This window comes from Moraxella bovis (assembly GCF_002014975.1).
Classification (GTDB): Bacteria; Pseudomonadota; Gammaproteobacteria; order Pseudomonadales; family Moraxellaceae; genus Moraxella; species Moraxella bovis.
Genome location: NZ_MUXV01000064.1, coordinates 1 through 26,909, shown reverse-complemented (window position 1 = coordinate 26,909; position 26,909 = coordinate 1). Strand labels below are relative to the sequence as shown.

The following is a 26,909-nucleotide window of genomic DNA, read 5'->3' as shown; positions in this document are numbered from 1 at the left end:
TACTTTTTGAACCACTGCCATTTTTTGATGATAAAAAGTCGCCCAACATATTGAGCGATTTTTGTGATTTATCAAAATTGGCTGATGTTACAACGAGCTTTTTCTTTGGTGGCAAAGTCTTCGATGAGTGCTTTCATCTTCTCGGGGGTAATGCTCTCTTGCATGGCAGCTTCTAGCTTTTGGTTGGCTTCGCTCTGACTCATCTCTACCATCTTGGCTTGGTCTTCTTCGGTCATGACGATAGGCTTGTCATCAATGCTCTCGCCACGAGCCAGTTTTTCTTGTTGTTCGGTGTATTTTAGCACCTTTTGACCGACTTCGCTTTCATAGAATTTATCTGCTTCTTGGATGCCTTCAACGCCAACAGCGTCCACGAGCGTCTGCTTGCTGGTCTCATGATAGGTCGCTTCGCCGTCTTTGGACATCAGACAAGCCCCTTGCTCTTCGGTGATGTCAGGATTGGTCTGTGCCAAATGCATGAGCGTGGACGCTTGCAAAATTTTGTTCATCATGGCAATGCTTGGCGAGTTATCCAAATTAACACTGGCGGTCTTAGCAGGGGTAGTTTGGGTGGTCTCTGCGGTGTTGGCAGGCTGTTCGGCTGGGGCTTCGGTCTTGTTACAAGCGGTCAGTAGGGTGGCAGAAACGGCAACTGCCAATAGGGTGCAATAGAGCTTCATATAATTGTCTCAATGTTGTTAACAAAATGTCTAAAAATGGAGAACAACAATTTTAACACACATTCACCAACTTGACCGATGTTTTTGCCATAAATAAAAACCGCCTAACCTGATGGCTAAGCGGTTTGGGTTATCTAAAATCTCAGAGTAACTAAATTATTAGATTAGATTTTACCAACGAGGTCTAGGCTTGGTTTCAAGGTCTCTTGACCTGCTTCCCAAGCGGCTGGGCATACTTCACCGTCATTTTCACGCACGTATTGGGCAGCTTTGACTTTACGAATCATGTCTTTGGCAGAGCGACCGATGCCTAGGTCGTGGATTTCGGCAACTTTGATAAGACCGTCTGGGTCTACTAAGAAAGTACCACGCAATGCAGCATGCTCGTCTTCAATCATGATGTTAAAGCCACGAGTGATTTTGCCAGTACCGTCGCCTAGCATTGGGTATTTTACTTTACCGATGGCAGGAGATGAATCGTGCCATGCTTTGTGAACAAAATGGCTGTCGGTAGAGACGGCATACACTTCTACGCCAAGAGCTTTTAGCTCTTCGTAGTGGTCAGCCATGTCTTCAAGCTCAGTTGGGCAAACGAACGTAAAGTCATGTGGGTAGAACATGAAGATAGACCATTGACCTTTGGTGTCTTCTGATGAGATGGTTTTGAACTCACCATTTACAAAAGCTTCGGTGGTAAATTCTGGAATTTGTTGGTTGATGATAGTAGTCATATTGTCACCTATGGTTTGTTGTTCAAAATGATGCGACAAAGAGTAATAAAAGTAGCTTTGTCATAAAGAGAAAACCCTTGAAGGTATTATATGATAACAAAAATTAACGGTTTATGCAGTTAAAAGTTTTAAATAAAAGGTTTTGTTTTATCAAACTTAGGTGTAAAATAGCAGATATGATTTTTTAAAATAAGGAATGCGTGATGATTACCTTGCGTCAGTTAGAGTTCGCCCTTGCCGTTGCCAAGCACAAGCATTTTAAGCGTGCCGCTGAAGAGTGCAACATTTCTCAGTCTGCCCTAAGTCTAGGCATTGCCGAGCTTGAAAAACAGCTAGATACGCAGATTTTTGAGCGTAATAACAAGCAGGTGCTCATCACGCCCATCGGCGAAGAGCTGTTGGAGCGAGCCCAGCGGGTGTTTAGCGAGATTAGCGACTTAACGACCCGAGCCCACAGCCATCAGTTGCCCCTTGCCTATCCGATGACGATAGGCATTATCCCGACCATCGCTCCGTATCTGCTCCCCAAAGTGTTGCCAACAATCAAAGACAAGTACCCCCAGTTTGAGATGGCGGTGACCGAAAAGCAGACCGAACGCCTGTTAGAGCAGGTGCGTTATGGGTATATTGACACCGCCATCGTGGCACTGCCTTATGCGGTTGATGGTCTGCATGCCTTTGAGTTTTGGGCGGAGAATTTTTATGCCATTTTCCCCAAAGATGGCAATCATGACGAAACAAGCATTTCAAGCACGGAGCTGTTTGAAAATGACGTGTTGCTACTGGGTGAAGGGCATTGTTTGACCGACCAAGTGCTGTCGGTTTGTACCATGAATAAAAACGAGCTAAAATCAGGCTTTTCGGACGCCAGTCTTAATACACTCATTCAGATGGCAAAAGCGGGCATGGGGACAACCCTAGTACCTAAGATGGCGTTAGAGCAAATCGGCGATGACGTAACTGCCTTACCCCTAAATGAGACAGGACCACACAGACGACTCGCATTCGTTACTCGCCTAAACTATGCACGGGTCAATGACGTCAAAATCCTAAGCGAGATTTTTAATGAAGCCTTAACCGCCCATGAAGCCAAAGGCTAAGCCAATTAGGGCTTACCTTTTAGCAAATTATGCCATGTCTGATAGTCAGGCATGGCTTTTTTGACTTCATGCCAAAAAGCAGGGCTGTGGTTGGGATGGATAAGATGGCACAGTTCATGCACAAAGACATATTCGGTGCAGGGGTAGGGATAGGCAGGCAGATAAGTGGATAGCCAAATGCGAGCTTCATGGGTGTTGCAACTGCCCCAGCGAGTGTGCATTTTCTTGGTGCGAATCTCATCGGCAAAGTGACCGACCACAGGTTGCCATGTGTCTGCCAGAGCAGGCAGGCGAGCTTTGAGCTCATGCTCATAGATGGCAAGTCGGCAGGCGTTGGGGTCTTGGCGTTGCTGTTTTGATAGCCTGATGGGGTGCTGTGTTAGATAATCTGCCACATCAAAAGGCTCGCCCCACAGCTTGGGATGGGCATGGCTTGAGCTGTGGTCGGCGTGGGTATGTTTGCGTTTGTGGGCGTGAGCCATTGCCCATGCGGACTTGGACATGATAAGGCGGTGGATGTCACCATCAGACAGATGACGTGGCACGCTGACAGCAAAGCAGGGGCGAGCGCTTATGAATGTTAGGCGAAAATTGACGTTTTTGACGGCTTTTTTGTGGATGATGAGCGTGATGTCATGTTTGTCAAAATGGGCGAATAAATCGGTGTGGGGCATGGGTGGTGATGTATTGAGTTTAAAAATATTTTAGCATGATGGCTTTTAAAAAGAAAAATTAAAAACAAAAAACAGGTCACATACATGACCTGTTTTGGTTTACCCAAGGGGATAAGATTAGTTCATGCTTTGTGGGGCTAGGATGGTTAGCTCAACACGGCGGTTTGGCTCATAACTGCTACCAAACTGAGTGGTTGCACCACGTCCAACAGCACTGATGCGGCTAGCACTCACGCCTTGACCTGCTAGGTAGTTAGCAACAGCAGCGGCACGGTTTTGTGATAGTACTTGGTTGGCGTTGGCGTTACCTTCGATAGACGCATAGCCGTTTACCATAACCGTGGTTTGGTTGTATTGGTTTAGGGTGCTCGCCACTTGGTTTAGGGTGTTGTACGAGCTAGGCTTGATGTCATATCTGCCAACATTAAAGGTAATCGCCTCTGGGATAGACAAGTTAATGTTGTTGGTGACAGGGTCTCTTTGTACTTCAATGCCTGTACCTGCGGTTTGCTGTCTTAATTTGGCTTCTTGCTTGCTCATGTAAGCACCAACACCTGCACCGATGGCAGCACCGATGGCAGCATCACGACCTGTGTGTTCGCCACCTGTCGCCTTAGAGATGGCAGCACCTAGGACAGCACCACCCAATGCACCAAGACCTGCTTTTTTGGTGGCGTCATTTACACCCGTGGTACCAGTGCTGGCACAACCTGCCAAAATCATGCTTGCAGAAACGGCGGTGATGGTAAGAATTTTTTTCATGGGATACTCCTATCAGAGATGGTGAAATGAAAGTCCTCAAATGCGGTTTGGGCTTAACTTTGATATGGGTGTTTAGATATTAAAATCTAAACAGATATTTAAACATATTTAAACCAAGCCCAAACCATTTGATGAGACTATTATGCCGTAAAAAACTCTCTTATTTGTTATAAGTATGTAGTTAATCGGTTATTTTAATTGTAAAAATGGACTGGTATTTTGTACAATCGCCCTAAAATAGGGGCAATTCTTACAGGAAAATGCATAAAATTTTGGTAAAATTGTATCAAAATTTGTCAAAATGGGCGGTTTTTACCATGATTTTTGTCTATTTTAAATAATAACGATGGTAAAATCGACTTATTTATTTTTTAGATAGTAGTCCAAAAAATATGCTGAACTAGATTTTCCGTTCGCCCTGAGCCTGCCTGCGGGTAGGAAAACCGTTATGGTTCGACAAGCTCACCACGAACGGTTTTCTTTGTAGCATACTTTTTGAACCAGAGCCATTTTTTAAAGTCATTTTTTAAAAAAGCCTTTGAAAACTTTGATGGTTTTTAATTATTTTTTTAATGTTTTTTGATTATTTTGATAAAAATTTGCTAAAATAGTGCATAATAATACACTCATCATCAAGCGACATCGGGGTGCGGTATGGTACTTATCCTGATGGGTTGATGACGAGTAGATTTTGACACAAATTGTTACATTTATCTGATGGGCGGTTTTCGTATGCACAAAAATAACCCTAATACCACCTCCTTTTTTCAAAAAATCCATGACAAACACCCCAAACTTGCCCAAAAACTCCGCCTAGGTACGGGGCTTGGGACGATGGTTGCTAACAGCGTGGCAATCAGCGTGCCGTTATATGGGGCGGGGCTTGCCAAGACATTGTTCGGCTCAAACCAGGGCGATAAGGCGGTACTATCTATCGCCAATCACTGGATTAACACCAACAACCGCCTGCTAGATACGCTCATGCCAAAGCGTGACTGGCGGATATCGGTGCCTGACGACCTAAAAAAAGACGGGCGGTATCTGCTTGTGTGCAACCATCAGTCATGGGTGGATACAAGCGTGGTGCAGTATGTGAGCGAGTCACGGTTGCCGATTACTCGATTTTTTGCCAAGCATGAACTGCTCTATATTCCTATCGTGGGGCAGGCGTTTTATTTTTTGGATTTTCCGATGATGAAACGCCACTCTAAGGCACAAATCGCCAAAAATCCTGCCCTTGCCACTCGGGATTTGGAAGAAGCCAGACGTGCCTGTGGACTGCTCGCTGATAAGCCATTTGTTCTGCTCAACTACCTAGAAGGCACACGGTTTAGTAAGGACAAGCACGCCCGCCAAAACTCGCCTTATCAGCACCTATTAAAGCCCAAAGCAGGGGGCTTTGCCTTAGCCATCGCCAGTTTGGGCGATAAGATAGACGGCATGCTGGACATGACGGTGGTCTATCCTGAGGGCGTGCCTGACTATGGCGAGCTGTGGGCAGGTAAGATGACCTGTTTGGGCGTGGACATTCGTCATCTGGACATGGATGAGCGGTTATTTGCTGATTTAAAAGATGGCAAATACGACAGCGATGAGACGGTCAAGGCGGAGTTGTTTGACTTTTTGGATAAGGTGTGGACTGCCAAAGATGAGCGAATTGGGCAGATGATGCGTGAGTTTGAGCAGGTCTAAATAAAAGGTGGGACTAAATAGGGCGTGCCTGTCCTTTATAACACAATTTAACATTTAGAAATTTTATAAAAATAAAATAATGTTTTTGTATGAAAAATAGCTAAATCTTGTTTTTCTTCGTCAAAAACTTGTCTGATAGAAAACTCACAGCCCTTGTTTTTCCCTTGAAAAACGTGCGATTTTTCTCATTTTTCATTGCAAATACAAAAGGCAGGCACGCCCTAATAAAAAAACCAAACCTTTTAAAACCGCCCAAAAAGTTTTACAATACCCCAATGTTTACAAGTTTAATCATAGCAAAACACCATGAGTAGCAAACACACCCCCGAGTTGTCCGACCTAGAAATCCCCCAACCATCTGATGTGCCAGATGATGTCATTCCACTCTTTGGCACGGACAAAGACGAGCGAGAGCCGACCGCTAAGCAAAGTCGCACCAAAATCATCTACGATGTCGGCATGCTTATCCTGCTGGTCATTGACCTGTGTTTGATATTTGCCGATAATATTTTGATGAGCGGACTTGTGACCAAGCTTGCCGAATGGGGCGGATTTAGTGGCATGCTTAGTGCTTGTCAAGCGACTTATCATGTGAGCTTATCCGCCATTGGGGGAATGTTTACGCTGTTTTGGGTGAGTGAGCTGTTGGTGCGATGGCTACTTGCCATCAAACGTCGCACTTATTATCGTTGGTTCTTTTTTCCTTTTGTGCATTGGTATGAAGTATTGGCGTGTTTTCCCATGCTTCGTGCGTTAAGGCTACTGCGAGCAGGGATTATTATCAAACGCTTGCATGACACAGGCGTGATGGTCATTCCCAAAAAGTGGATAACATCCGCCCAGTTTTATTATCATGTTATCTTAGAAGAACTCTCGGACAGGGTAATTTTGACCGCCATTGATAACTTTCGTGAGCAGATGGCACAGTCCAAGACGCATGGCACGCTGATTCAGACGACCATTGACCGTAACCGTGCTGAGTTTGAGAGCGTGGTGCTTGATTTGCTTCGCCGTGAGCTTGCCCCGAAGTTACAGCAGGCGTTTTTGGCACAGACAGGGCAACAGCTCTCGCATGACATCGGCACGTCCGTTGAGCAGGCACTGCTTGACACGCCTGAGCTAAGACGTTATCTTAAACTCATTCCCATCGCAGGGGGCATGATAGAGTCGCAGATTACGAGTGTGGGCCGTCATATTGGCGAGAATGTTACCATGGCGGTCAATGAGCATTTGTTTAATGAAAAAACCCTAGACGCCCTGATGGTCAATGTCGCCAAAGGGGTGGCAAGCATTGATACCACACACCCACAACTACAAAAGCTCGTGAGTGGGGTGATTGATGACGCTCTAAATGCCTTTGAAAAGCAAGTCAAAGTCCAGCAGTGGAAGCACAAAGAGCAGTTGCATTTATAAGAGGGTGCTTTAATCTCAATTTAAAGTTGCAACTTATTGATTTTTCAATGATTATTTTTCGGATTGTAGGGATGAATTACATTCGCCCTTGATAAATCAATCATTGATACAAAGTGAGAATGAGGCAAAGAATTCATCATTTTGCCAAATAAACCCACGCCACTCATCACCAAAAATACCAAAATCGCCACCCAAAGGCGATGATTTTGCCCCAAAACACCAAAAAAGTGGTAAAATTGGCAAAATTTTAGGTGATGATGTTATGAAACCGATTACTTTATTTGGCAAAATGCTCAGTTTTAGCCGTCTAAAACTGCACACTGACGACCTGACCGCCATTCAAGATGAACTAAGTGTTCTATTAAAAGACAACACGTCCGTGCCTGTGGTGCTAGACAGTGAGTGTAAGCTTGATTTGTCGGCATTGGTTGAGATGTTGTGGCAGATGGGCGTACAGCCGATAGGCGTGGTTGATGGCGTGCTAAGCGAGCAGGCAAACGCCCTGCGACTGGCGACTTTTCCTGCCGATGGCAAACGCATGGAGCGTATCAAGCCGACCGATTCACGTCCCACCCCCATAAAGGCGGACAATGTAAATAATGCCCAATCACAAGAAACTCAGTCATCAGAAGCTAAGCCATCAGGACAAGCAGGCGAGTCCGCCAATCAGCCCGTAGTCCAAAAAAAAGCGACCGCCACCCAAACTCAAACCGCCCCTCTAGGGCTGGACACTGCCGATAACACCTCCAAACAAGAGCAGGGCGTCACCAGTAGCGTACACAGCCAAATGCTTCGCTCAGGTCAGAGCCTGCAACATTTGGGCGGTGATTTGATTGTTATTGGTGGGGTCAATAAAGGGGCAGAAGCCATTACTGACAACAGTTTGCACATCTATGGGCATGGGCAGGGGCGACTGGTGGCAGGGGCGACAGGCGACAAACACGCCCGTATTTTTTGCCAAAAGTTCAACCCCACGCTGGTCTCGGTAGCAGGCACCTACTGCCTAAGCGACGCCATTCCGCCTGAGATGATAGACAAGGCGGTGCAAGTCAGCTATGATGAAGACAAAGGGCTTATCTTTACGCTCATGGCATGATGGGTTTGGTTTATCATTGTTCAGGGCATGTTAAACCTTTATAACACGATTTACATTTTGGAAAGTTTAAAAAATAAAATGATGTTTTTGCATGAAAAATGGCTATCCGACCACTTAATTTTTAAAATTAAGTTAAAATCTCAAGATTTATCAGATTAAGTGGTCGGATGTTTTTCATAATAAAAGCTCGTTTGATAGAATGACTATCAAACTTCACTTTTTCCTTGAAAAACGTGCGATTTTTCTCATTTTTCATTGCAAATACAAAAGTTCAACATGTTCTAAAATTATGGTAAAATAGATAAATTTTTTCTAAATCTTGACTGGTAGCAAATCATTGATGAATAGGGTGAAAATAACAGCAATGATAAAAAAGACAGTTGAGTGTAAAATATTTTAAATTGCTAAATTACTAAATGTAGCAATACCAAATTATAAGGAGTTGCCCTGTGGCAAAAATCATCGTAGTAACATCAGGTAAAGGCGGTGTGGGTAAGACCACCACCAGTGCGTCTTTTGGGGCAGGTCTGGCAGAGCGTGGTTATAAGACGGTCATCATTGACTTTGATGTGGGTTTGCGTAACCTTGACCTTATCATGGGCTGTGAGAACCGCATTGTCTATGACTTTGTGGATGTCATCAGTGGTAATGCCAAGCTCTCACAAGCACTGGTCAAAGACAAACAGCAAGAAAATCTGTACATTCTGCCTGCGTCACAGACCCGTGACAAAGACGCCTTAACCGATGAAGGCGTGGCGGTGGTCATGAAAGAGCTGTCTGATGAGCTGGGCTTTGACTACATCATCTGCGACAGTCCGGCAGGGATTGAGCGTGGGGCACAGCTTGCCATGTATCACGCCGATGAAGCTTTGATTGTCACCAACCCAGAAGTGTCCAGCGTGCGAGATTCTGACCGTATCATCGGTATCTTGCAGTCTCGCACCAAACGTGTCGAAGAAGGTGGTAGCGTCAAAGAACATCTCATTATTACTCGCTACAACCCAGAGCGTGCCGCCCACGGCGAGATGATGGGCATTGATGACATTGCCAATGACATTCTAAAAGTGCCACTCATCGGTGTCATTCCAGAGTCGAATGCCGTGCTAGAAGCGTCAAACCACGGTCAGCCTGTCATTTATTTTAAAGACTCGGCAGCAGGTCAATGCTATGATGACATCGTGGCACGATTCTTGGGTGAAAACCGTCCTTTGCGTCACATTGATGTCAAAAAGAAAGGTTTGTTTGCTAAGTTGTTCGGGGGCTGATATGAAAAAAGGATTTTGGAGTACGTTATTTGGTGGGGGCGATGAGCCAACCAGTGCGTCTATCGCCAAAGACCGCCTAAAAGTCATCGTCGCAAGCCACGACCGCCTAAACACTCGCCTAACCCCCGAGCGTGTGGATGAGATGAAGCGTGAGATTTTGGCGGTGGTTAATAAATTCATCAGTGGCGTACAGATTGACGATGTTAATATCAAACAGCGTCATGAAGAAAGCCTTGATGTGCTTGAAATGAACATCAATTTGCCCGACCGTAAATAACAGGCAGGGCAGATAAAAAGGTGCGATTTGCACCTTTTTGTTTTTTTAAAATTGGCATTATTGAGTTTTAAGGTTTGGATTTTAAAAATAAATCCTAATCCATCAAATCAACCACGCTTATCTCAATATCATCAATCACGCCCACATCCACAAAAATGTCTGCTTGTGAGTCTAATTTGTCCGTGATGTCATAATGTTCGCTGACAGGCTCGCCTTGATAGACGAGTGGAGCGATGAAAAACGGCTCGCCAATTTGCTCTAACAGTGCCGTCATCACGGGCGTGGCGGACGTGGTAAAGCGAAGCGATTTTTTGCTGATGATTTTTTTATTGATCACTTTGGTCGGCTCCAAGACAAAGGCGTGATGGGGTATAAAATCGCTTTTTAGGGTACGAAAAGCATCATTTGCCACGACCGCCACGTCCGACAGCTGACTGATGTTTTGGCACACCAGTAGCAAATCGGACTCATCTAGTCCCAGACGCACCAAACGTTCAAAGGCGCCTTTGGCATTCATCCCAAAGGCGAAACGATAGCCACACTCGGTCGGTGTGATGATGACTTTGCCTGATGATAAGGCAGTTGCCGTTTCATCTATCAGGCGGGGCTGGGGGTTGTCGGGATGGATATAGAGTGTTTTCATGGATTGTCCTTATAAACTGATAATGTGTTAGATGGATTTGTGGGGTAAATGATATTTACAAATCAACCCCTACCTTGCCATATTTATGTCTAAAAACACCCAAATCAGGCGTTTGGCGTCTTTGGATAAGGGGTGAGATGGTGCGTGTGGATTTTGCAAATAGGCATGAGCTTGGGTGTACACGTCTATGGCAAAGGTGCTGTTTGATGTGTTAAAGTCGGCATTTAGGTTGTCCGCTGAGACATAAAAATACCGCCCCAACGCCAATGACAGCAGACATTCAATGGCTTGGGGTTTGATTTCTACTTTCTCAAACTGCCGTTGGGTCATCTCATCTCGCCCGTCAGGACAATACCAGTAGCCAAAATCATCAAGTCCCCTGCGTGTCGCCCCTGCCACGCACCAATGGCTTATCTCATGCAACGCACTTTGGAAAAACCCGTGAGCGAACTCAATGCGAGCAGGCATGCCATCTTTGCTGGCAAAGTACTCAGGCTCGCTCTCGCCACGCACGAGCAGGGTCGGCATGGCACTGTACTGATAGAGATGATTAAATAGAGCGATGAGCCAGTCGGTCTGTTCATGTTCATCATCGCTTAGAGTTTGCCACGTCCGTTTTAGCGTGCGATACGTCTCATCAAAACGGCACACGTCCGCCACGCACGCCTGTATGGCTTTGTCATCGTAAAAGGCTTGCCAAAGTGGTGTTTGAGCGTGCAGACCCAGCCTGCTAAAATCAGTGGTACTCATGGGGCGTTATCTAAATCTAAAAACAAAAATTATACCACGCCCCACAAATTTTGCGTGAATTTTGGCAGGTTTTATGAAATAATAAGCCAAATTTTTATGATGATGACAAGATGACCGCACCCACGCACCAATCAGCCACACTGCCCCAAAACATCGCCTTTGACAAATGGGCAGACATCGGCTTTACATGGCAGGGCGATGTTCCTGTGACTGCCTTGCCACGTCTAGCAGGGCAGGTTATCGCTAGTGATGATGTGCTAAGCGTTGCCTTGACGCTCGCCCGACAAGACAAAATCCTGTGGCTAACCTATGATGTCAAAGCGGTGCTGTCCGTGGCGTGCCAACGCTGTCTTGACTCCATGCCTGTGGATGTCTCGGGCAATTACCGCATGGCAATCTTAGAGAGCGAAAACAAGATTGGCTACCTAGAAGCCCTAGATGAGACGGCAGATTATGTCCTGCTAGATGAGATTTGTCCCAATGGCAAAAAAATACTCCCTGTGGCGGACATGCTAGAAGATGAGCTACTGCTTGCCATTCCGCTCTCGCCACGCCATGACGACTGCGACATGCACACGGACAGCGTGGGCGATGTGGCGGACAAACCTGCCGAAAACCCCTTTGCTGTGTTGGGGCAGTTAAAGGGTAAACTGTCGGGCTAAGCAATATTTTGTAAATTTTGCAAAAATGGGCTTTTAAAATGTCAAATTTTTGGTATAATAGGGCGTTTAATGTATCTGCACCCATTTGATTAGGCGAAAAATGATGCTACCGCCACAGATACCCACTTTCATTAAATTTGGCAGTCATTTGCCGTACTTTATTTAGGAGCTATCATGGCAGTTCAACAAAACCGCAAAAGCCGTTCACGCCGTGATATGCGTCGTTCTCACGACCGTATCAGCGTTGCCACTCTAAGCATTGATTCTACCACTGGCGAAAAACACATTCGCCATCATGCGACCAAAGACGGTTTTTACCGTGGTCGTCAGCTATTTAAAGTAGCCGCCGAAAGCTAATTTGTTTGGTTTCTACCTTGTAAAAACCAAGCCTAAGCCAAGTTCCATGATCGCATGAGCTTGGCTTTTTTATTTTAAATTATTGATGGCTATCAGTAGGATTTGCCTGCTTTTATGGTGCAGTTTGCTTTAAACAAGAGCTGTTTTATAAAAATGGTTATTAGACATTAAATTGTAAAAAATTTGTTTGTAAATTTAATCGATAATTTGTAAACAAATGTTTATTTTTTATGGTAAAATGATACGTTCATCAGCGTGATGAATGTTTGATAAAAAATGGTGTAACATGACAACAAAACGTGTGGCAGTGATTTTTCCTGGTCAAGGGTCGCAGACCATTGGCATGATGGATGAGCTTGCCGAGCATTTTAGTGTGGTAAAGACTACGTTTGACGAAGCAAGTGGTGCGTTGGGCGTGGATTTGTGGGAGATAACCCATGATGAGAGCCGTCTTAATAAGACCGAATTTACTCAGCCTGCTCTGCTCACAGCGAGCGTGGCGATTTGGCAGATTGTCAAAGACAAACTCTCGGCACAGGGGATAACACCGTTGTGCTTGGCAGGGCATTCGCTCGGTGAGTACTCGGCACTGGTGGTAAGTGGCGTGCTTAGCCTGACAGATGCGGTCAAGCTCGTGCATGAACGTGGTAAGCTCATGACAGGGGCGGTGGCAGGGATAGACACGCAGATGGCGGCGGTGCTGGGGTTAGATGATGAGCAGGTTGCCAGTCTGTGCGAAGATGCTACCGAAAACGCAGGCATTGTGGGTCCTGCCAACTTTAATAGCCCCGGACAAGTGGTGATTGCAGGCACACAAGTGGGTGTGAGCCATGTGCTGTCAGCGGTAGAGTCACTGGGCAAAAAGGCGGTGCCACTCAAAGTCTCTGTGCCGTCACACTGTGAGCTCATGAACCCTGCCAGCGACGCATTGGCAAAACTTTTGGATGCGACCGAATTTGCCACCGCCCAAATCCCTGTCATCCAAAACCGTCATGCCCAAGTGCATAAGCATGTCAGCGACATCAAGACCGCTCTCACCGAACAGCTCTCTATGCCAGTGCTGTGGTCACAAACCATGCAAAAACTTGCCGATAAACAAATCGATGTTGTGATTGAGTGCGGGCCGGGCAATGTCCTATCTAATCTTGCCAAACGTCAAGAGACACCGATTGTCGCTTTGCCAACGGACAAATTAGCACGTTTAGAAAAATTGGAGCAATTACATGAGTCGTAAGATTATCCTAGTCACAGGGGCGAGCCGTGGTATCGGGCGTGCCATTGCCGAGCAGTTTGCCAGTGAAGGGCATTTTGTCATTGGTACCGCCACCAGCGAGCGTGGGGCGGAAGCGATAGAAGAGTATCTGTCCGAGTCGGGGGGTATCGGGCGTGTGCTTGATGTCTGTGATGATGCGGCGATTGATAAACTCTTTGAAGAGATTGACAGCGTGTACGGCTCGGTCAATGTACTGGTCAATAACGCAGGCATTACCAAAGATGGTCTGCTCATGCGTATGAAAGATGAAGACTGGGCGAGCGTGCTTGATACCAACTTAACCGCCATCTATCGCATGAGTCGCCGTGCGGTGCGTGGCATGATGAAAGCCCGCTCTGGACGTATCATCAACGTCACATCCGTGGTCGGGCAGATGGGTAACGCAGGTCAGACCAACTATGCCGCATCCAAGGCAGGCGTGGAAGGCTTTACCCGTGCGTTGGCTCGTGAGATTGGCTCTCGTGGGGTTACGGTAAACTGTGTCGCCCCTGGTTTTGTCGAGACGGACATGACCGAAGAGCTAGACGAGCGTTTGGTAAACTCTATGCTAGATGCTGTACCGCTTGGGCGTATGGCTCAGCCTGAGGAGATTGCCGCAGCGGTGTCGTTTTTGGCAAGTGATGGGGCAAGCTACATCACAGGCGAAGTGTTGGCGGTCAATGGTGGCATGTACATGTGATTTGTCACGTGTATGTCACGATTTTATGTAAATTTGTGAACGAGCGTACTAATAGCACTTGCATAAATGACAAAAATGTTTTATCATACACAAGTTTTCAGTCATCAAATGATTGGTGCTGATTTTCCTAAATTCCCATGTTAAAAAGGATACTCTTATGAGCGATATCGAAGCCAAAGTAAAAGCAGCCGTTGCCGAGCAACTTAGCCTAAATGCTGACGAGATTAACAATGCAGCGTCTTTCATGGACGATCTAGGTGCAGACTCTCTTGACTTAGTGGAGCTTGTGATGGCGTTTGAAAATGAGTTTGGTATTACCATTCCTGACGAAGATTCAGCTGAGCTAACCACTGTTCAAAAAGCCATTGACTACGTGTCTGCCAAAGTGTAAATTAGGTAGAAGTCAAACACACGCCACTTTTTAGTTTTAAAAAGTGGTTTTTTTATTAGGGCGTGCCTGCCTTTTGTATTTGCAATGAAAAATGAGAAAAATCGCACGTTTTTCAAGGAAAAAGTGAAGTTTGATAGTCATTCTATCAAACGAGTTTTTGCCTTCGAGCCACAAGATTTAGCCATTTTTCATGCAAAAACACCATTTTATTTCTATGAAATTTCTAAATGTTAAAATGTGTTATAAAGAGCAGGCAAGCCCTACATAAGTATAACAATTTTACGCATAAATGCAGTGCAAATTTTTATCATTTTATACTAAGATATTAAGGAGTTTTAAGGATGGTTGCTGGATAAATCATCTAAACGTCAACACACTTTCTATCAAATTCAAATAAGGAGCCATCATGGGTATTTTTAGTTTTGCCAAAGACATCGGCGATAAAGTATTTAACCGTAACAAAAAAGAAGAGTCAGCCCCAGCCCCTGCGGCGACACCATCAGCTCCTGCTGAGCCAAATGCCCAAGAGATTGCCAACTTGCTACTGTCTCGTGTGCAAGCGAATGCCAAGATTGACGGCTTAAAAGTCAGCTACAATGGCGACACTGACACGGTGGTGCTGTCAGGTACCGCCGCTTCACAAGCCGACCGTGAAAAAGCGGTACTTGCCGCAGGTAACGTTCAGCACGTTGCCCAAGTGGACGACCAATTAACCGTAGCAACCCCTGAGCCTGAGTCTCGTTTTTATACCGTCAAATCAGGCGATACCCTATCTAAAATCGCCAAAGAAATGTACGGCAACGCCAATGAGTACAATAAAATCTTTGAAGCGAATCAGCCACTGTTATCTGACCCTAACAAAATCTATGTGGGACAAGTGTTGCGTATCCCTGCGTAATAACTGACCCATAAAAAAGACAAACTTCAATGTTTGTCTTTTTTATTTTTGGTGTGCTGATAATTTTAAAAGTTAATAATGGCATGAAACCATAAAACAAAACCACAAACTTGGGGGAGTTTGTGGTTTTATAGGGGTTTTGCTACTTGCGTTATCCATAAGGGCTTCCATGATATCAGCAGTCATCCATGTTGGCTTGTCCATTTGCCATCTACTTGCTGATGGGTGTATTATGCCAAAATCTAGCCCCTAAGAAAATACGCCAATGTCATCAATGCGTGTAAGCATTTGCTTACAAGGTGCTTTTTTAAATCATTTGTCTTTTGCTAAATCGTTTGCCATAGCCAGATATTTTTGATGTAACGCATTGATTTGGCGGTATAAATTATCCAAACTGCCTGAATTATCTATCACGTCATCGGCATAGGATAGGCGTATATCTCGGCTTATTTGCTTATCAATGATTACCAAAATGTCCTTATCGCCCTGTCCGTCTCGCTTGACAGCTCGCTGAACTTGCAACTCTGTCGGCACGTCCACAACCAAAATCCTATCACAAAGGGCGGTCAAGCCCTTATCATCGCCCTTGATACTCTCTAACAAAAGCGGAGCGGATAATATGGCGTAGGGGCTACTGGCGTGGTCAAGCTCATGCTTGATTTGGGTGCGTATGGCAGGGTGGGTGATGGCGTTTAGCGTGGCAAGTTTGGCAGGGTCAGCAAAGACAAGCTCACGCAGGTAAGTTCGGTTAAGCACGCCGTCCGTGAGAATATCCGCCCCAAAGGCGTGAGCAAGCTCGTCTAACACAGGTGAGCCTTTGGCGGTGATGGCGTGGCTGATGACATCAGCGTCTATCACATCTATGCCAAGCGTGGCAAAATGGTCGCTCACGGCAGTTTTTCCGCTACCGATACCGCCTGTTAAGCCGATGATAAAGGGGGATTTGGGGGTGTTTGGCATTTTGGTGTGGGATTTAGTTAAAAATGTAAAATTAACATAGCTTGATAAATTTTTCAATGAATTTAAACATTAAAATGATTAACATTACTTAATTAAAATGTTTTTTGCAATACGGGCGTGTAGGGGTGAATCACATTCGCCCTTATCAAGGTGGCAAATTTTAAATTCTTTCACGATAAATAAAAATGCTATAATACCCCAAATTTTTGGAAAAGAAATCATGAAAGTATTAGGTTTAGAAACGTCCTGTGATGAGACAGGGCTTGCCATTTATGACAGTGAATTAAACGGCGGTCAAGGTGGGGTGCTTGCCCAAGTGTTATATAGCCAGATTGAGCTACACGCCACTTATGGCGGGGTTGTGCCTGAGCTTGCCAGTAGAGACCACATTCGTAAACTTGTACCATTATTTAATGAGCTGCTGGATAAGGCAAATATCGCCAAATCCGACATTGATGCGGTCGCCTACACCAAAGGGCCGGGGCTGATTGGGGCGCTCATGACAGGAGCTTTATTTGGGCGGACGCTTGCCTATGGGCTTGGCGTGCCCGCCATTGGCGTTCATCACATGGAAGGACACCTGCTGGCTCCGATGATAGAAAATGATAAGGGGGTTAATTTTCCTTTTGTCTGTCTGCTCGTCTCGGGTGGTCATACCATGTTGGTGCGAGCAGACGGCGTGGGGCGGTATGAGATCTTGGGCGAGAGCATTGATGATGCGGTGGGCGAGTGTTTTGATAAAACCGCCAAAATGCTAGGGCTTCCTTACCCTGGGGGGCCAAACGTGGAGAGACTTGCCAAAGGGGGTAACCCCCATACCTATGATTTGCCACGTCCGATGATGGGTAAGGGGCTGGATTTTAGTTTTAGTGGCATGAAAACAGCCGTGCATAATCTCATCAAGGACACTAAAGGAAGTAATGACGACCCTGTGGTGCGGGCGGACATTTCGGCAAGTTTTCAGTATGCGGTGGTGGATACACTCGTCAAAAAATGCACCAAAGCCCTAAAACAAGCAGGGCTAACACAGCTTGTCATCGCAGGGGGTGTGTCCGCCAATGCGAGCCTACGCACGCATTTGGAGACCGCCCTTGCCAAAATGGGGGCGAGCGTGCATTATGCTCCCTTGCACCTATGCACTGATAACGGGGCGATGATAGCCTATGCAGGGTATTGCCGTCTTAGCATGGGGCAGACGGATGATTTGTCGGTGGCGTGCGTGCCACGGTGGAGTATGGAGACGTTAATTGCCCCACTGACCGACCACTAGTTGTCCATTATTTGATGAGATATAAATCACACACTTAACATTCATCAGGGAATTTCTATGTTTTTAGCTTATATTCACGCTCTTAATGCCAAATTTGCCACAGGGTTATCTACCGAACATACTTTTCGTGGCGACTTGCAAAACCTATTGGCAGGCATATTGCCGGCTGATTATGTGGTCATGAACGAACCAAAACGCCAAGCCTGTGGAGCACCCGATTATATTATTGAGAAAAACGGCATTGCGGTAGGATTTATTGAAGCCAAAGATATTGGCGATAAAGATTTATTGGGTGAAAAGAAAACAGGCAATAAAGCCCAATTTGACCGTTATAAATCGTCATTGCCCAATTTAATTTTTACCGATTATTTAACTTTTCATTTTTATCATAATGGTGAATTAAAACAATCCATTGAGATTGGTAAAGTTGAAAACAACAAAATCATTGCCCTAGAAAATAATTTCAGTTTGTTTGAAAATCTGATTAAAGATTTTGTTAAAACGACCGCCCAAACCATTAAAAGTCCCAAAAAACTTGCTGAAATGATGGCGAGCAAAGCCCGTCTTTTGGCAAATGTGATTGAGGAAGCCTTAAATAGTGATGATGAGAATCACGATAACAGCAGTTTGCACGACCAAATGCAAGGCTTTAAACAAATTCTCATTCACGACATTAGCAATAAAGGCTTTGCCGATGTTTATGCCCAAACCATTACTTATGGGTTATTTGCGTCTCGTTTGCATGATAATAGTTTAAATACTTTTTCTCGTCAAGAAGCGATGGAACTTATCCCAAAATCCAATCCATTTTTGCGTAATTTGTTTAGTTATATTTCTGGGGTGAATATTGATGACCGTATTAAATGGATTGTGGACAGTTTGGCGGAAGTATTTTTGCATTGCAATATCAAAGAGATTTTAAAAGATTATGGCAAAAGTACCAAAACCAACGAACCAATCATTCATTTTTATGAAACTTTTTTAAGTGAATATGATTCAGGACTGCGTAAGGCTCGGGGTGTATGGTACACCCCTGCTCCTGTGGTGGATTTTATTGTGCGGGCGGTGGACGATGTGTTAAAAAATGAATTTGGTTTAATGGACGGTTTGGCGGACGACAGTAAAACCACCATTGAAGTCAAAAGTCAAACCAAAGACGCTCGTTACAAAGATGGTATTTATCGTGAGAAAAAGGATATTCACAAAGTCCAAATCTTAGATCCTGCCACAGGTACAGGCACATTTTTATCGGCGGTGGTTCGGCATATTCACAATACGCAATTTGCCGGACAGCAGGGCGTATGGTCGTCTTATGTGGAAAATGATTTGATTCCCCGTTTAAATGGATTTGAAATTTTAATGGCAAGTTATGCGATGGCACATTTGCAATTGGATTTGTTATTAACCGAAACGGGTTATGTGCCAAATAAAACAGGTCAGCGTTTTAGAATTTATCTGACCAATAGCCTAGAAGAGTCCCATGCTGATACAGGTACGCTATTTACCAGTTGGCTATCCAATGAAGCAACCGAAGCCAACTTTATCAAACGAGATACGCCTGTGATGGTGGTGATGGGCAATCCGCCTTATAGTGGCGAAAGTGCCAATAAAGGCGAATGGATTATGAATTTAATGGACGATTATAAAAAAGAACCTAATAGTAAAGAGAAACTAAAAGAGAAAAACCCAAAATGGATAAATGATGATTATGTCAAATTTATCCGTTATGGGCAATATTTTATTGGAAAAAATAACAGTGGCGTATTGGCATTTATCAATCCGCACGGATTTTTGGATAATCCGACTTTTAGGGGAGTGCGTTATAGTCTGCTACAAGCCTTTGATAAAATCTATACTATTGATTTGCACGGCAATGCCAAAAAGAAAGAAACTGCACCAGATGGCAGTATAGATGAAAATGTGTTTGATATTATGCAGGGCGTTTCTATCAATATTTTTATCAAAACAGGTAAAAAGAAAAAAGACGAACTTGCCCAAGTGTATCATTATGATTTATATGGCAAACGAGAAGTCAAATATGATTTTTTAACGCAAAACAATTTGGCGGATATTGATTTTAATTTATTGGAAAATCACGCTCCTAATTACTTTATGGTTAAAAAGGATTTTGGTTTGCAAAAAGATTATGAAAAAGGTTTTGCAGTTAATGATTTGTTTTTGCTAAATAATGTTGGTATAGTAACTTCAAGAGATGGCTTTGTTATTGATTTCGAAAAGTCAATTTTAGAAAAAAGAATCAAAGATTTTTTTGAATTGGATAAAGAAAAAATTCAAAGAATGTATGATTTAAAAGAGAATAAAACTTGGAAAATTGACGAAGTAAAGCAAAAAATTGGTAATTTTAATGAAAAATTTATTGAAAATTATGTTTATCGCCCATTTGATATTCGTTCAATTTATTATCACGATTTAATGATTGAAAGAAGTAGAAATGAAGTTATGCAACATTTTTTAATTGGTAATAATATTGGATTGGTTTTTAAACTGGGTAATGCAGAAGAAAATTCTGTATCTGCGACGGTAACAAAAAATATTATTGATTTTAGAAGTTGGTCAAGAGCAGGAATGCAAGGTGGAGATTATGTTGCTCCCCTTTACCTATATTTCCCAACCCTTAACAAAAATAACGAAAGTCAATTAGAAAAATCTGCCAATTTTAACCCAGAAATTTTAAAGAAATTGGAAAACGCTTTAAAATTGCAGTTTGTATTAGAAAATGGCGATGATAAACAATTTACCGCCTTACAAGTATTGGATTATCTTTATGCGGTATTGCATTCGCCAACTTATCGTGAAACTTATCAAGAGTTTTTGAAAATTGATTTTCCACGCATTCCTTATCCCAAAAATAGCGATGAGTTTTTTAAATTGGCGACACTGGGCAGTGAACTAAGAGCCTTACATTTAATGACCGCCAAAGTATTGGACACGCCAATTACCGAATATCCTGTGGTGGGCGATAATGTGGTGGGTAAAATTAAATTTTTCCCCGATAATGAAATAACGGGCAAAGTTTATATTAATGACAGTCAATATTTTGATAAAGTGCCAAAATTGGCGTGGGAATTTTATATTGGCGGTTATCAGCCTGCACAAAAATGGCTAAAAGACAGAAAAGACAGGGCATTAACTCGCCACGACATTCGCCATTATGGGCGGATAATTGTGGCGTTATCTAAGACTGCCCAAATCATGCCAGTGATTGATGAGGCTTTGACTTTGTCATGAGTGGCGTAGAGCGTGGGCAGTTGGCGTGAATCAATCCGCCCACGCCATTTTTAAAATCCCTGCAATCACAAAAGGCGTTATCATCACCGCCAAAATACTGCCTGCCCCGAGCATGGCAATAATGGGCAAGCCATTTAGCCCTGTGGCGTGCAAATCTACCGCCCCTGTGGCAAAAATCAGCACAGGCAGTTGCATGGGCAGAGCGATGAGTGGCACAAGTACCGCCCCGTTTTTTAGGGTCAATGTGAGCGAGCTTGCGATGGCGGACAGCATGAGAAGCATGGGTGAGCCGACCACGATAGAGACGGCAAGCATGAGTGTGTCGCCCATGGGCAAGCCAAACAGGGGTATCGCTAGAAATGACAACACCGCCACAAAGCCTGCACTAAACAGCCAATGCACCGCCAACCGCACGGCTACCCATGTGGCAAGTGGGGCGTTTGAGACGACAAGCTCGGCAAGCGTGCCATTGTCAAAATCGGGGCGAAACAGCTCTTCTATGCCCATGACGAGCGACAACAGCACCGCTATCCACACCGCCGAACTTGCTAAGCGTAACAGCGTGGCAGGCTCTGCCCCGATAGCCAAGGGAAACAGCGTGATGATAAGTAAAAACAGCACCAAGGGGTAGAGCCATTGCACCACCCCTTGACGTTTGATTTGCCATTCTCGTTGTAGTAGGGCTTTCATAGGGCAAACTCCGCTAAGTCTAGCACACGGTTTGCCCCTTGCATGGCTTGGTGGCTTGTGGCAAGCACCGCTCCGCCCATGTTTGCAAACTCGCCCATGCGTTTTTCTAATTTGGCGACCATTGCCACATCTAAGGCAGTCAAAGGCTCATCAAGTAGCCATAAGGGGGCATGGGTGGGGATCATGATAAACAGCCGTGCCAGTCCGATTCGTCTTTTTTGTCCTGCTGATAGCTGAACGCTGGACGTATCGCCCAAGCCATACAGTCCAACCATGTCTAGGGCGGTATCAATGGTGTCATTATCCGCTTGTACATCATACAGCGAAAACAAAAACCGTAAATTTTGGGCGACCGTCAAGGCAGGACTGATACCCAGCTGATGGGAGACGTACACCAGTGGGGATTTTTCTATCGTGCCGTGTGTGGTGGGGAGTAGTCCTGCGATTTGGTTAAGTAGGGTGGTCTTGCCCAGTCCGTTTTCGCCGACCAGATGACACACATCGCCTGCGTGTAGGGTAAGATTGACATCATCGCACAAGATAAAATCGCCCCGTCCAATGGCGACTTGGTGTAGTTGTAGGATTGCTGAATGGGTCATGGGGCTGTTCTTGATTATAAAGTGTTATCATAGCAAATTTTGGGGGAAATTTGAATGATGACGGCAAAAATGATGATTGTTTTGTGGGATTAAAAATGATAACCTGTGTTATCAGTTAAAAATGTTTAAAATATGCATTACTGCATAGTATTTATGAGTTTTTCATGTTATTTACCCCTATCATTGACAATACCCATGCCGTACATCATCGATATGTACGCACGTCTATCGTGGCATATTATTATGATAAACATATGACGGACGATTACTCGCCTATTGCCTTAGACCGACAGCGTATGGATAAAGCCATTCATGCTGATAGGGTTGCTTTGCCAAAAGGGCTGGAAAAATCACAAATTCATGCGTTTTTATTAAACCGTGCCAAACAAATTAACCATGCCTAAACAATCCTGATATAATACGCCCTGATGACAAACAGGGCTTTTTTATGACCGATATTCTACTTGGCGATGAATTTGTAAAAGAATATCCTAATTTTCCGCCCAATTTACAAAATGCGATTGTGGATTTTATTTATTTGGTTGAGCAACATGGATTTAACCATGCCATTTTTTGTCATTATAAAGGTAAAATCAGTCCGTCTTGGAAAAATCTATCGCCAACCGACCCCAATTATACCTATACCAATCATTTGTGGCATTATCACATTAGCATACCGTCCTACCGCCTAAGCCTAACGAGGCTTTATCACACGTCTGATATGGCGCTACACTTTATTTGGCATGAAAAGCAGGACAGTATCATCATCGTGGATTGTGCCGACCATTACCGTTATGATAAGTCATTTTGGTTGCCTGCACCACAGTATTTAACAGTAAGTAAATGATGATTTAAAATATGCCTTGTTAAAATTTGTCAAATTGAAAAATCTCCAAAAACCCCAAATAATGCTTTTTAATTCCCTTATTTTTTGTTATGCTAATTCTTGAAATACGCCCAAGAAATTTTAAAATTATTACAGACGCAATGATGTGTGGATGTAGGGGCGTGCTGAGCATGCCTTGTACGGTAATGTCATCAAAGGGTGTGCTCAGCACACCCCTACAAATCCGCGGTAAATATCAAGCTCGTTAGGCATACAACTTCTTAAAATACAACCAAGGCAATCTTATGTTTAAAAAAATCAAAAGTCTATTTAAAAAACCCAATTCCGACACGACAGCGGATAAAGTAGTGGACAAGGCAAAAGACACCCTAAAAACCGCCAAATCCAAACAAATCCTAACCGCTCCCACCGCCAAGCCCACATCGCACCCCATAACCCGTGACATCATGGCATGGCTTGACAAACAAGACTGGAAATACGACCACCGCTCACCTGATGACGGCGGACACACACATCATCTTATCATGGGCTTTACCGACCGTGAGAACGACTGGACGTGCGTGTTTCGTATCAACGAGGACAATCAGCTTGTCTCGGCATTTGGCATATTAGACGACAGCGTGCCTGTGAGTCATTATACCGCCATGCTTATGGAGATTGCCAAGATGAACATGAACGTAAGTTTTGGTGGGATTGAGTTTGACCCCACAGACGGCGAAGTGCGTGCCAAGATTGCCTTTGACGTGGAATTTAACCCATTAACCGACAAATCGCTCGGCTGTTATCTACAAGCTCTGGCAGGACTTACCGAAGTGGCTCGGGGTATTATGACGCTCGTGCTGGCGGACGATGAGCCAAGCCAGTTTGCAGGGGATTATGTGGACGTGGGCGATGAGATAAAGGCGGTTGTGGACGATGAAAAGCGGACGTTTTTTCTGCCCACCCACACCGCCCAATAATCTTTATGCCCTTTAAAATCGCTCATTGCCCCGAGTTTGCCCTGCCCTTGCCAGATGGGCACCGTTTCCCCATGGCAAAATATGAACTTTTGCCCAAAAAACTGATTGCGGACGGCATTGCCACGCCCGAGCAGTTTTTTACCCCAAAAATGGCAAGCGTGGACGAGATTTTGACCACGCACACCGCCGACTATTGGCACGCCCTTGATAATCTGACCTTATCGCCCAAAGACTGCCGAAAAATTGGCTTGCCAATGAGTAAGTCCCTGATAGACCGTGAACGGCTGGTGGTTGGAGCAACCATAGAATGTGCCAATTATGCCTTGACGGACGGCATTAGCCTGTCTACTTCGGGTGGAACGCACCACGCCTTTGCGGACAGTGGCGAGGGCTTTTGTATTTTAAATGACATTTGTGTGGCGAGTAATGTGCTTTTAAAAGAAGGACTTGCCAAACGCATTTTAATCCTTGACCTAGATGTTCATCAAGGTAATGGCAATGCGTCCCTTATGGCGGACAATGATGATGTCTTTGTGATGAGTATGCACGGCGAGAAAAATTACCCCTATCACAAACCCAAATCCAATTTGGACATTAACCTGCATGACGGGACGGGCGATGATGACTATTTGTCGCTGTTAAAATACCATTTGCCCAAAGTGCTGGATGACTTTAACCCTGATTTTGTGTTTTATCAAGCAGGGGTGGATGTGCTGGCTGACGATAGGCTTGGGCGGATAAATCTGACAACGAATGGGCTGTACGAGAGAGAGCGGTATGTGATTGAAACACTGTTTAATAGGCGACTACCAACGGTGGTAACGATGGGCGGTGGCTATGCCCCTGATATTAATATCATTGTACAGGGGCATAGTGTGGTGTTTGGGGTTAGTCAAGAAATATTTAAATTGCTTGCTTGATTAAACTCATAATATATTCTTTGTGCTGATTATTATGAATTTTTAATTCATAATCGCCAAGTCCGTGATGTCCAATATTGCTCACATCACGAGATAAACCCTTTTCGTCTTTTAATGTGCCAGTTTTGACATTTATCCAAAGTTTTAAGCCATCTTTTAATATGGCAATGGAACAAAAGTTGGATTTTATTTTAAAGCCAATATAAACTTTGGTGGCTTTTATTTCAACGTCATCTGCCAAATTTAAAATGGCAGTTTTAAACTCTTGATACAATTCTTTAATATCATCAGATTTGTTTTCCAAATGATATTCTTCATCGTAAGTTTTTGCTTCTTTAATAATATTAACAAGCTCATTATCATTATTAATTTCTTTGGGTTTTATTTGTTTAATACTTGGTGCGGATTTGCTTTTTGAAATTGGATTTATGATGACAATATCATTAAAGCGTTTTATTTCCCATAATTCAATGGCAAAATCTTTAAAATTGGTGGATTGTTTTTGGTCATCAGTAAAACTTGGAGCAACAAAAATAATTTTGCTTTGCGACCAATCCACATCCTCTCTTTTTAAATTCTCATTGAGACTTTCATTATATTCAATGATAAATTCGGCTTTATATTCTAGCATTAAATTAAGATAAGAAACCCCTTGATCTACCACGCTATAATTTTTGTCTCGTTTATATTCAATGATAACAAAACTTTGATTTTCTGGGTCATATGCTAATGTATCAATGCGTCTATTTTTAATGCTAAATTCGGATTTAACAAAAATTAACTCGCTAATTTGCGATAAATTAGTTTCGCATAAGGTTTGAATTTCTTTTTCTAGCAGAAAAGGGGTTTCAGATAAGGGAGTTAAATTATTATTTCTTAGATTAAACACATTCATTATACACTCCCAATAATTAAAATCTTTCATCAAATAGCATTTTAAATTGACCGAGTATTAACTGCCAATAAGCAATCGGCATTGTCCACTTTTTTCTAGCAACTTCTAAATATAAATACATTGCATTTAAAGCGATTTGATCACTACCAAAAGTTCTGTCTCGTTTTGCTACTGTTCTTAATCCAGAATTTAAACTTTCAATTGCATTGGTGGTGTATAGGACTTTTCTAAGTTCTGGAATGTACTCGTAAAATGGCGTTAAATTTTCCCAATTATGATACCAAGATTTTACCATTGCTGGATAATTATTTTGCCATTTGTCTGCCATTTCATTTAATCTTTTTTCTGCACTTTGTAATGTTGGTGCAGTGTAGATTGCTAATAAGTCCTTACTTAATTGACTCTGTTCTTTTCTTTTGACACACGCCAAACTTGCTCTTTTTTGATGTGCCATACATAATTGTACTTGTGTATCAGGATAAATGGCATTGATGGATTTGCTTAATCCCGATAAATTATCACAGCAAGCAATAAAAATATCTCGCACACCCCTATTTTTTAATTCACTTAATATGTTTGCCCATATTTTTGCTCCTTCATAATTTTCAATCCATAATCCCAATACTTCTTTACACCCTTCTAAATTTATTCCCAAAACAATATGAACAGACTTTTTCTTTTGAATGCCATTATCTTTTACCAAAATTCGCATTGCATCCATATAAATAATTGGGTAAATTGGGTCTAATTTTCTATCTCGCCATAATTCCATATCAGACATACTCATATTTATCAAAGTGGAGATATGATTTGCGGTAAGATGAATGTTTTTTAATTCTCTAAAATGTGATTGAATTTGTAATTGGCTTAGCCCTTTGGCATATAAGGAAAGAATTTCATCTTTTAATTCAATGGTTTGTTTATGACTTAATTTTAATGACTTGGCAAATAAATAATCAGAATATTCATTTTCATCAATATTATCTAATGACGCACAAATACCATTTTGAATGGCACTATCTATAATTTGACTGTGTAAATTTGCTAAAAGTCCGTTTTCGCCCAATAAATCTTGGTTATTTTTGCAATCTTTTAGTAATTCTGCAATAATATGTTCAGAAATTTTAGTTGTCATAAATTACCATTGTTTAAAAAATAAGGCAGTGGTTCAAAAAGT

The 26,909-nt window shown here is 43.4% G+C and carries 29 protein-coding genes; 18 read left to right on the top strand and 11 right to left on the bottom strand.

What is annotated here, in order from left to right:
* Positions 1-71: 71 nt before the first annotated feature.
* Positions 72-680 (bottom strand): hypothetical protein, encoded by a 609-nt coding sequence (locus B0182_RS12450; protein ID WP_078275223.1) that lies wholly within the window; start codon positions 678-680, stop codon positions 72-74.
* Positions 681-844: 164 nt separating this feature from the next.
* Positions 845-1,411 carry an alkyl hydroperoxide reductase subunit C gene (gene ahpC / locus B0182_RS12445; protein WP_078275222.1) on the bottom strand — a complete coding sequence of 189 codons (567 nt, stop codon included), beginning with the start codon at positions 1,409-1,411 and terminating at the stop codon, positions 845-847.
* 203 nt (positions 1,412-1,614) lie between these two features.
* On the opposite strand from ahpC, the gene B0182_RS12440 reads away from it, so the two are divergent.
* A complete protein-coding gene (locus B0182_RS12440; RefSeq protein WP_078275221.1) occupies positions 1,615-2,511 on the top strand; it encodes a hydrogen peroxide-inducible genes activator in 897 nt (298 codons plus the stop codon).
* 5 nt (positions 2,512-2,516) lie between these two features.
* Here B0182_RS12440 and B0182_RS12435 read toward each other — a convergent pair whose 3' ends face one another.
* Complete coding sequence (locus B0182_RS12435; protein ID WP_078275220.1) at positions 2,517-3,185, bottom strand: M48 family metallopeptidase; 669 nt, start codon at positions 3,183-3,185, stop codon at positions 2,517-2,519.
* 117 nt (positions 3,186-3,302) lie between these two features.
* Positions 3,303-3,947 carry a YiaD family glycine zipper/OmpA-like lipoprotein gene (locus B0182_RS12430; protein WP_078275219.1) on the bottom strand — a complete coding sequence of 215 codons (645 nt, stop codon included), beginning with the start codon at positions 3,945-3,947 and terminating at the stop codon, positions 3,303-3,305.
* Positions 3,948-4,679: 732 nt separating this feature from the next.
* Between B0182_RS12430 and B0182_RS12425 the strand changes: the two genes are divergently transcribed.
* The 5 genes from B0182_RS12425 to minE all read left to right on the top strand — a co-directional run bounded on the left by B0182_RS12425 (position 4,680) and on the right by minE (position 9,690).
* Positions 4,680-5,639, top strand: a complete 960-nt coding sequence (locus B0182_RS12425) for an acetyltransferase (RefSeq protein ID WP_078275228.1) — start codon at positions 4,680-4,682, stop codon at positions 5,637-5,639.
* A gap of 306 nt (positions 5,640-5,945) precedes the next feature.
* Positions 5,946-7,052: a hypothetical protein gene (locus B0182_RS12420; protein ID WP_078275218.1), complete on the top strand. Its 1,107-nt coding sequence runs from the start codon at positions 5,946-5,948 to the stop codon at positions 7,050-7,052.
* Positions 7,053-7,314: 262 nt separating this feature from the next.
* A complete protein-coding gene (gene minC / locus B0182_RS12415) occupies positions 7,315-8,148 on the top strand; it encodes a septum site-determining protein MinC (RefSeq protein ID WP_078275227.1) in 834 nt (277 codons plus the stop codon).
* Between the two features lie 449 nt (positions 8,149-8,597).
* Positions 8,598-9,413, top strand: coding sequence for a septum site-determining protein MinD (gene minD / locus B0182_RS12410; protein ID WP_078275217.1), 816 nt, complete (start codon positions 8,598-8,600; stop codon positions 9,411-9,413).
* A 1-nt stretch (position 9,414) separates the two neighbouring features.
* Positions 9,415-9,690 carry a cell division topological specificity factor MinE gene (gene minE, locus B0182_RS12405; protein ID WP_029103917.1) on the top strand — a complete coding sequence of 92 codons (276 nt, stop codon included), beginning with the start codon at positions 9,415-9,417 and terminating at the stop codon, positions 9,688-9,690.
* Positions 9,691-9,784: 94 nt separating this feature from the next.
* Here minE and B0182_RS12400 read toward each other — a convergent pair whose 3' ends face one another.
* Together B0182_RS12400 and B0182_RS12395 are read right to left on the bottom strand one after the other, a co-directional pair.
* Positions 9,785-10,333: a Sua5/YciO/YrdC/YwlC family protein gene (locus B0182_RS12400; protein ID WP_078275216.1), complete on the bottom strand. Its 549-nt coding sequence runs from the start codon at positions 10,331-10,333 to the stop codon at positions 9,785-9,787.
* A 69-nt stretch (positions 10,334-10,402) separates the two neighbouring features.
* Positions 10,403-11,083 (bottom strand): elongation factor P hydroxylase, encoded by a 681-nt coding sequence (locus B0182_RS12395; RefSeq protein ID WP_078275215.1) that lies wholly within the window; start codon positions 11,081-11,083, stop codon positions 10,403-10,405.
* Positions 11,084-11,193: 110 nt separating this feature from the next.
* Here B0182_RS12395 and B0182_RS12390 point away from each other — a divergent pair, with 110 nt between their 5' ends.
* From B0182_RS12390 to lysM, 6 genes are all read left to right on the top strand, one after another.
* Positions 11,194-11,745, top strand: coding sequence for a YceD family protein (locus B0182_RS12390; RefSeq protein ID WP_078275214.1), 552 nt, complete (start codon positions 11,194-11,196; stop codon positions 11,743-11,745).
* 174 nt (positions 11,746-11,919) lie between these two features.
* Entirely contained in the window at positions 11,920-12,102 is a 183-nt protein-coding gene (gene rpmF / locus B0182_RS12385; protein ID WP_029103914.1) for a 50S ribosomal protein L32, read from the top strand.
* 286 nt (positions 12,103-12,388) lie between these two features.
* Positions 12,389-13,336 (top strand): ACP S-malonyltransferase, encoded by a 948-nt coding sequence (gene fabD / locus B0182_RS12380; RefSeq protein ID WP_078275226.1) that lies wholly within the window; start codon positions 12,389-12,391, stop codon positions 13,334-13,336.
* On the top strand, positions 13,326-14,054 hold the full coding sequence (gene fabG, locus B0182_RS12375; RefSeq protein WP_029103912.1) for a 3-oxoacyl-ACP reductase FabG: 729 nt from the start codon (positions 13,326-13,328) through the stop codon (positions 14,052-14,054). The genes fabD and fabG overlap by 11 nt, the downstream gene beginning before the upstream one ends.
* Before the next feature lie 157 nt (positions 14,055-14,211).
* Entirely contained in the window at positions 14,212-14,445 is a 234-nt protein-coding gene (gene acpP, locus B0182_RS12370) for an acyl carrier protein (protein WP_029103911.1), read from the top strand.
* Positions 14,446-14,851: 406 nt separating this feature from the next.
* A complete protein-coding gene (gene lysM / locus B0182_RS12365) occupies positions 14,852-15,343 on the top strand; it encodes a peptidoglycan-binding protein LysM (RefSeq protein ID WP_078275213.1) in 492 nt (163 codons plus the stop codon).
* A 312-nt stretch (positions 15,344-15,655) separates the two neighbouring features.
* On the opposite strand, the gene coaE is transcribed toward lysM, so the two are convergent.
* Positions 15,656-16,303, bottom strand: coding sequence for a dephospho-CoA kinase (gene coaE, locus B0182_RS12360; protein ID WP_078275225.1), 648 nt, complete (start codon positions 16,301-16,303; stop codon positions 15,656-15,658).
* Positions 16,304-16,523: 220 nt separating this feature from the next.
* Here coaE and tsaD point away from each other — a divergent pair, with 220 nt between their 5' ends.
* Together tsaD and B0182_RS12350 are read left to right on the top strand one after the other, a co-directional pair.
* Entirely contained in the window at positions 16,524-17,573 is a 1,050-nt protein-coding gene (gene tsaD, locus B0182_RS12355) for a tRNA (adenosine(37)-N6)-threonylcarbamoyltransferase complex transferase subunit TsaD (RefSeq protein WP_078275212.1), read from the top strand.
* Between the two features lie 51 nt (positions 17,574-17,624).
* Complete coding sequence (locus B0182_RS12350) at positions 17,625-20,822, top strand: type ISP restriction/modification enzyme (RefSeq protein ID WP_078275211.1); 3,198 nt, start codon at positions 17,625-17,627, stop codon at positions 20,820-20,822.
* A gap of 30 nt (positions 20,823-20,852) precedes the next feature.
* Here the strand turns inward: B0182_RS12350 and B0182_RS12345 are convergent, their stop codons facing one another.
* A complete protein-coding gene (locus tag B0182_RS12345; protein WP_078275210.1) occupies positions 20,853-21,512 on the bottom strand; it encodes a heme exporter protein CcmB in 660 nt (219 codons plus the stop codon).
* Positions 21,509-22,111 (bottom strand): heme ABC exporter ATP-binding protein CcmA, encoded by a 603-nt coding sequence (gene ccmA / locus B0182_RS12340; protein ID WP_078275209.1) that lies wholly within the window; start codon positions 22,109-22,111, stop codon positions 21,509-21,511. Before ccmA ends, B0182_RS12345 begins: the two co-directional genes overlap by 4 nt.
* Before the next feature lie 164 nt (positions 22,112-22,275).
* On the opposite strand from ccmA, the gene B0182_RS12335 reads away from it, so the two are divergent.
* The 4 genes from B0182_RS12335 (at position 22,276) to B0182_RS12315 (ending at position 24,837) form a co-directional block, all read left to right on the top strand.
* Positions 22,276-22,515 (top strand): hypothetical protein, encoded by a 240-nt coding sequence (locus B0182_RS12335; protein ID WP_078275208.1) that lies wholly within the window; start codon positions 22,276-22,278, stop codon positions 22,513-22,515.
* 44 nt (positions 22,516-22,559) lie between these two features.
* Entirely contained in the window at positions 22,560-22,958 is a 399-nt protein-coding gene (locus B0182_RS12330) for a hypothetical protein (protein ID WP_078275207.1), read from the top strand.
* A gap of 284 nt (positions 22,959-23,242) precedes the next feature.
* Positions 23,243-23,917, top strand: a complete 675-nt coding sequence (locus B0182_RS12320) for a type III secretion system chaperone family protein (RefSeq protein ID WP_078275205.1) — start codon at positions 23,243-23,245, stop codon at positions 23,915-23,917.
* Positions 23,918-23,922: 5 nt separating this feature from the next.
* On the top strand, positions 23,923-24,837 hold the full coding sequence (locus tag B0182_RS12315; protein WP_078275204.1) for a histone deacetylase family protein: 915 nt from the start codon (positions 23,923-23,925) through the stop codon (positions 24,835-24,837).
* Here the strand turns inward: B0182_RS12315 and B0182_RS12310 are convergent.
* Together B0182_RS12310 and B0182_RS12305 are read right to left on the bottom strand one after the other, a co-directional pair.
* Entirely contained in the window at positions 24,821-25,732 is a 912-nt protein-coding gene (locus B0182_RS12310) for a DUF5655 domain-containing protein (protein WP_078275224.1), read from the bottom strand. The two genes, B0182_RS12315 and B0182_RS12310, sit on opposite strands and share 17 nt — an antisense overlap.
* 16 nt (positions 25,733-25,748) lie before the next feature.
* A complete protein-coding gene (locus tag B0182_RS12305; RefSeq protein WP_078275203.1) occupies positions 25,749-26,867 on the bottom strand; it encodes an IS256 family transposase in 1,119 nt (372 codons plus the stop codon).
* Positions 26,868-26,909: the final 42 nt, after the last annotated feature.

Bases quoted from the DNA above. Each gene is read 5' to 3' on its own strand.
- B0182_RS12335 (WP_078275208.1), top strand. From the start codon at position 22,276: ATGTTATTTACCCCTATCATTGACAATACCCATGCCGTACATCATCGA.
- B0182_RS12305 (WP_078275203.1), bottom strand. From the start codon at position 26,867: ATGACAACTAAAATTTCTGAACATATTATTGCAGAATTACTAAAAGAT.
- fabD (WP_078275226.1), top strand. From the start codon at position 12,389: ATGACAACAAAACGTGTGGCAGTGATTTTTCCTGGTCAAGGGTCGCAG.
- B0182_RS12450 (WP_078275223.1), bottom strand. From the start codon at position 680: ATGAAGCTCTATTGCACCCTATTGGCAGTTGCCGTTTCTGCCACCCTA.
- B0182_RS12395 (WP_078275215.1), bottom strand. From the start codon at position 11,083: ATGAGTACCACTGATTTTAGCAGGCTGGGTCTGCACGCTCAAACACCA.
- tsaD (WP_078275212.1), top strand. From the start codon at position 16,524: ATGAAAGTATTAGGTTTAGAAACGTCCTGTGATGAGACAGGGCTTGCC.
- B0182_RS12420 (WP_078275218.1), top strand. From the start codon at position 5,946: ATGAGTAGCAAACACACCCCCGAGTTGTCCGACCTAGAAATCCCCCAA.
- B0182_RS12345 (WP_078275210.1), bottom strand. From the start codon at position 21,512: ATGAAAGCCCTACTACAACGAGAATGGCAAATCAAACGTCAAGGGGTG.
- ahpC (WP_078275222.1), bottom strand. From the start codon at position 1,411: ATGACTACTATCATCAACCAACAAATTCCAGAATTTACCACCGAAGCT.
- minE (WP_029103917.1), top strand. From the start codon at position 9,415: ATGAAAAAAGGATTTTGGAGTACGTTATTTGGTGGGGGCGATGAGCCA.
- B0182_RS12435 (WP_078275220.1), bottom strand. From the start codon at position 3,185: ATGCCCCACACCGATTTATTCGCCCATTTTGACAAACATGACATCACG.
- B0182_RS12440 (WP_078275221.1), top strand. From the start codon at position 1,615: ATGATTACCTTGCGTCAGTTAGAGTTCGCCCTTGCCGTTGCCAAGCAC.
- B0182_RS12390 (WP_078275214.1), top strand. From the start codon at position 11,194: ATGACCGCACCCACGCACCAATCAGCCACACTGCCCCAAAACATCGCC.
- coaE (WP_078275225.1), bottom strand. From the start codon at position 16,303: ATGCCAAACACCCCCAAATCCCCCTTTATCATCGGCTTAACAGGCGGT.
- ccmA (WP_078275209.1), bottom strand. From the start codon at position 22,111: ATGACCCATTCAGCAATCCTACAACTACACCAAGTCGCCATTGGACGG.
- B0182_RS12320 (WP_078275205.1), top strand. From the start codon at position 23,243: ATGTTTAAAAAAATCAAAAGTCTATTTAAAAAACCCAATTCCGACACG.
- B0182_RS12315 (WP_078275204.1), top strand. From the start codon at position 23,923: ATGCCCTTTAAAATCGCTCATTGCCCCGAGTTTGCCCTGCCCTTGCCA.
- B0182_RS12425 (WP_078275228.1), top strand. From the start codon at position 4,680: ATGCACAAAAATAACCCTAATACCACCTCCTTTTTTCAAAAAATCCAT.
- B0182_RS12400 (WP_078275216.1), bottom strand. From the start codon at position 10,333: ATGAAAACACTCTATATCCATCCCGACAACCCCCAGCCCCGCCTGATA.
- lysM (WP_078275213.1), top strand. From the start codon at position 14,852: ATGGGTATTTTTAGTTTTGCCAAAGACATCGGCGATAAAGTATTTAAC.
- B0182_RS12330 (WP_078275207.1), top strand. From the start codon at position 22,560: ATGACCGATATTCTACTTGGCGATGAATTTGTAAAAGAATATCCTAAT.
- B0182_RS12430 (WP_078275219.1), bottom strand. From the start codon at position 3,947: ATGAAAAAAATTCTTACCATCACCGCCGTTTCTGCAAGCATGATTTTG.
- acpP (WP_029103911.1), top strand. From the start codon at position 14,212: ATGAGCGATATCGAAGCCAAAGTAAAAGCAGCCGTTGCCGAGCAACTT.
- fabG (WP_029103912.1), top strand. From the start codon at position 13,326: ATGAGTCGTAAGATTATCCTAGTCACAGGGGCGAGCCGTGGTATCGGG.
- minC (WP_078275227.1), top strand. From the start codon at position 7,315: ATGAAACCGATTACTTTATTTGGCAAAATGCTCAGTTTTAGCCGTCTA.
- B0182_RS12310 (WP_078275224.1), bottom strand. From the start codon at position 25,732: ATGAATGTGTTTAATCTAAGAAATAATAATTTAACTCCCTTATCTGAA.
- rpmF (WP_029103914.1), top strand. From the start codon at position 11,920: ATGGCAGTTCAACAAAACCGCAAAAGCCGTTCACGCCGTGATATGCGT.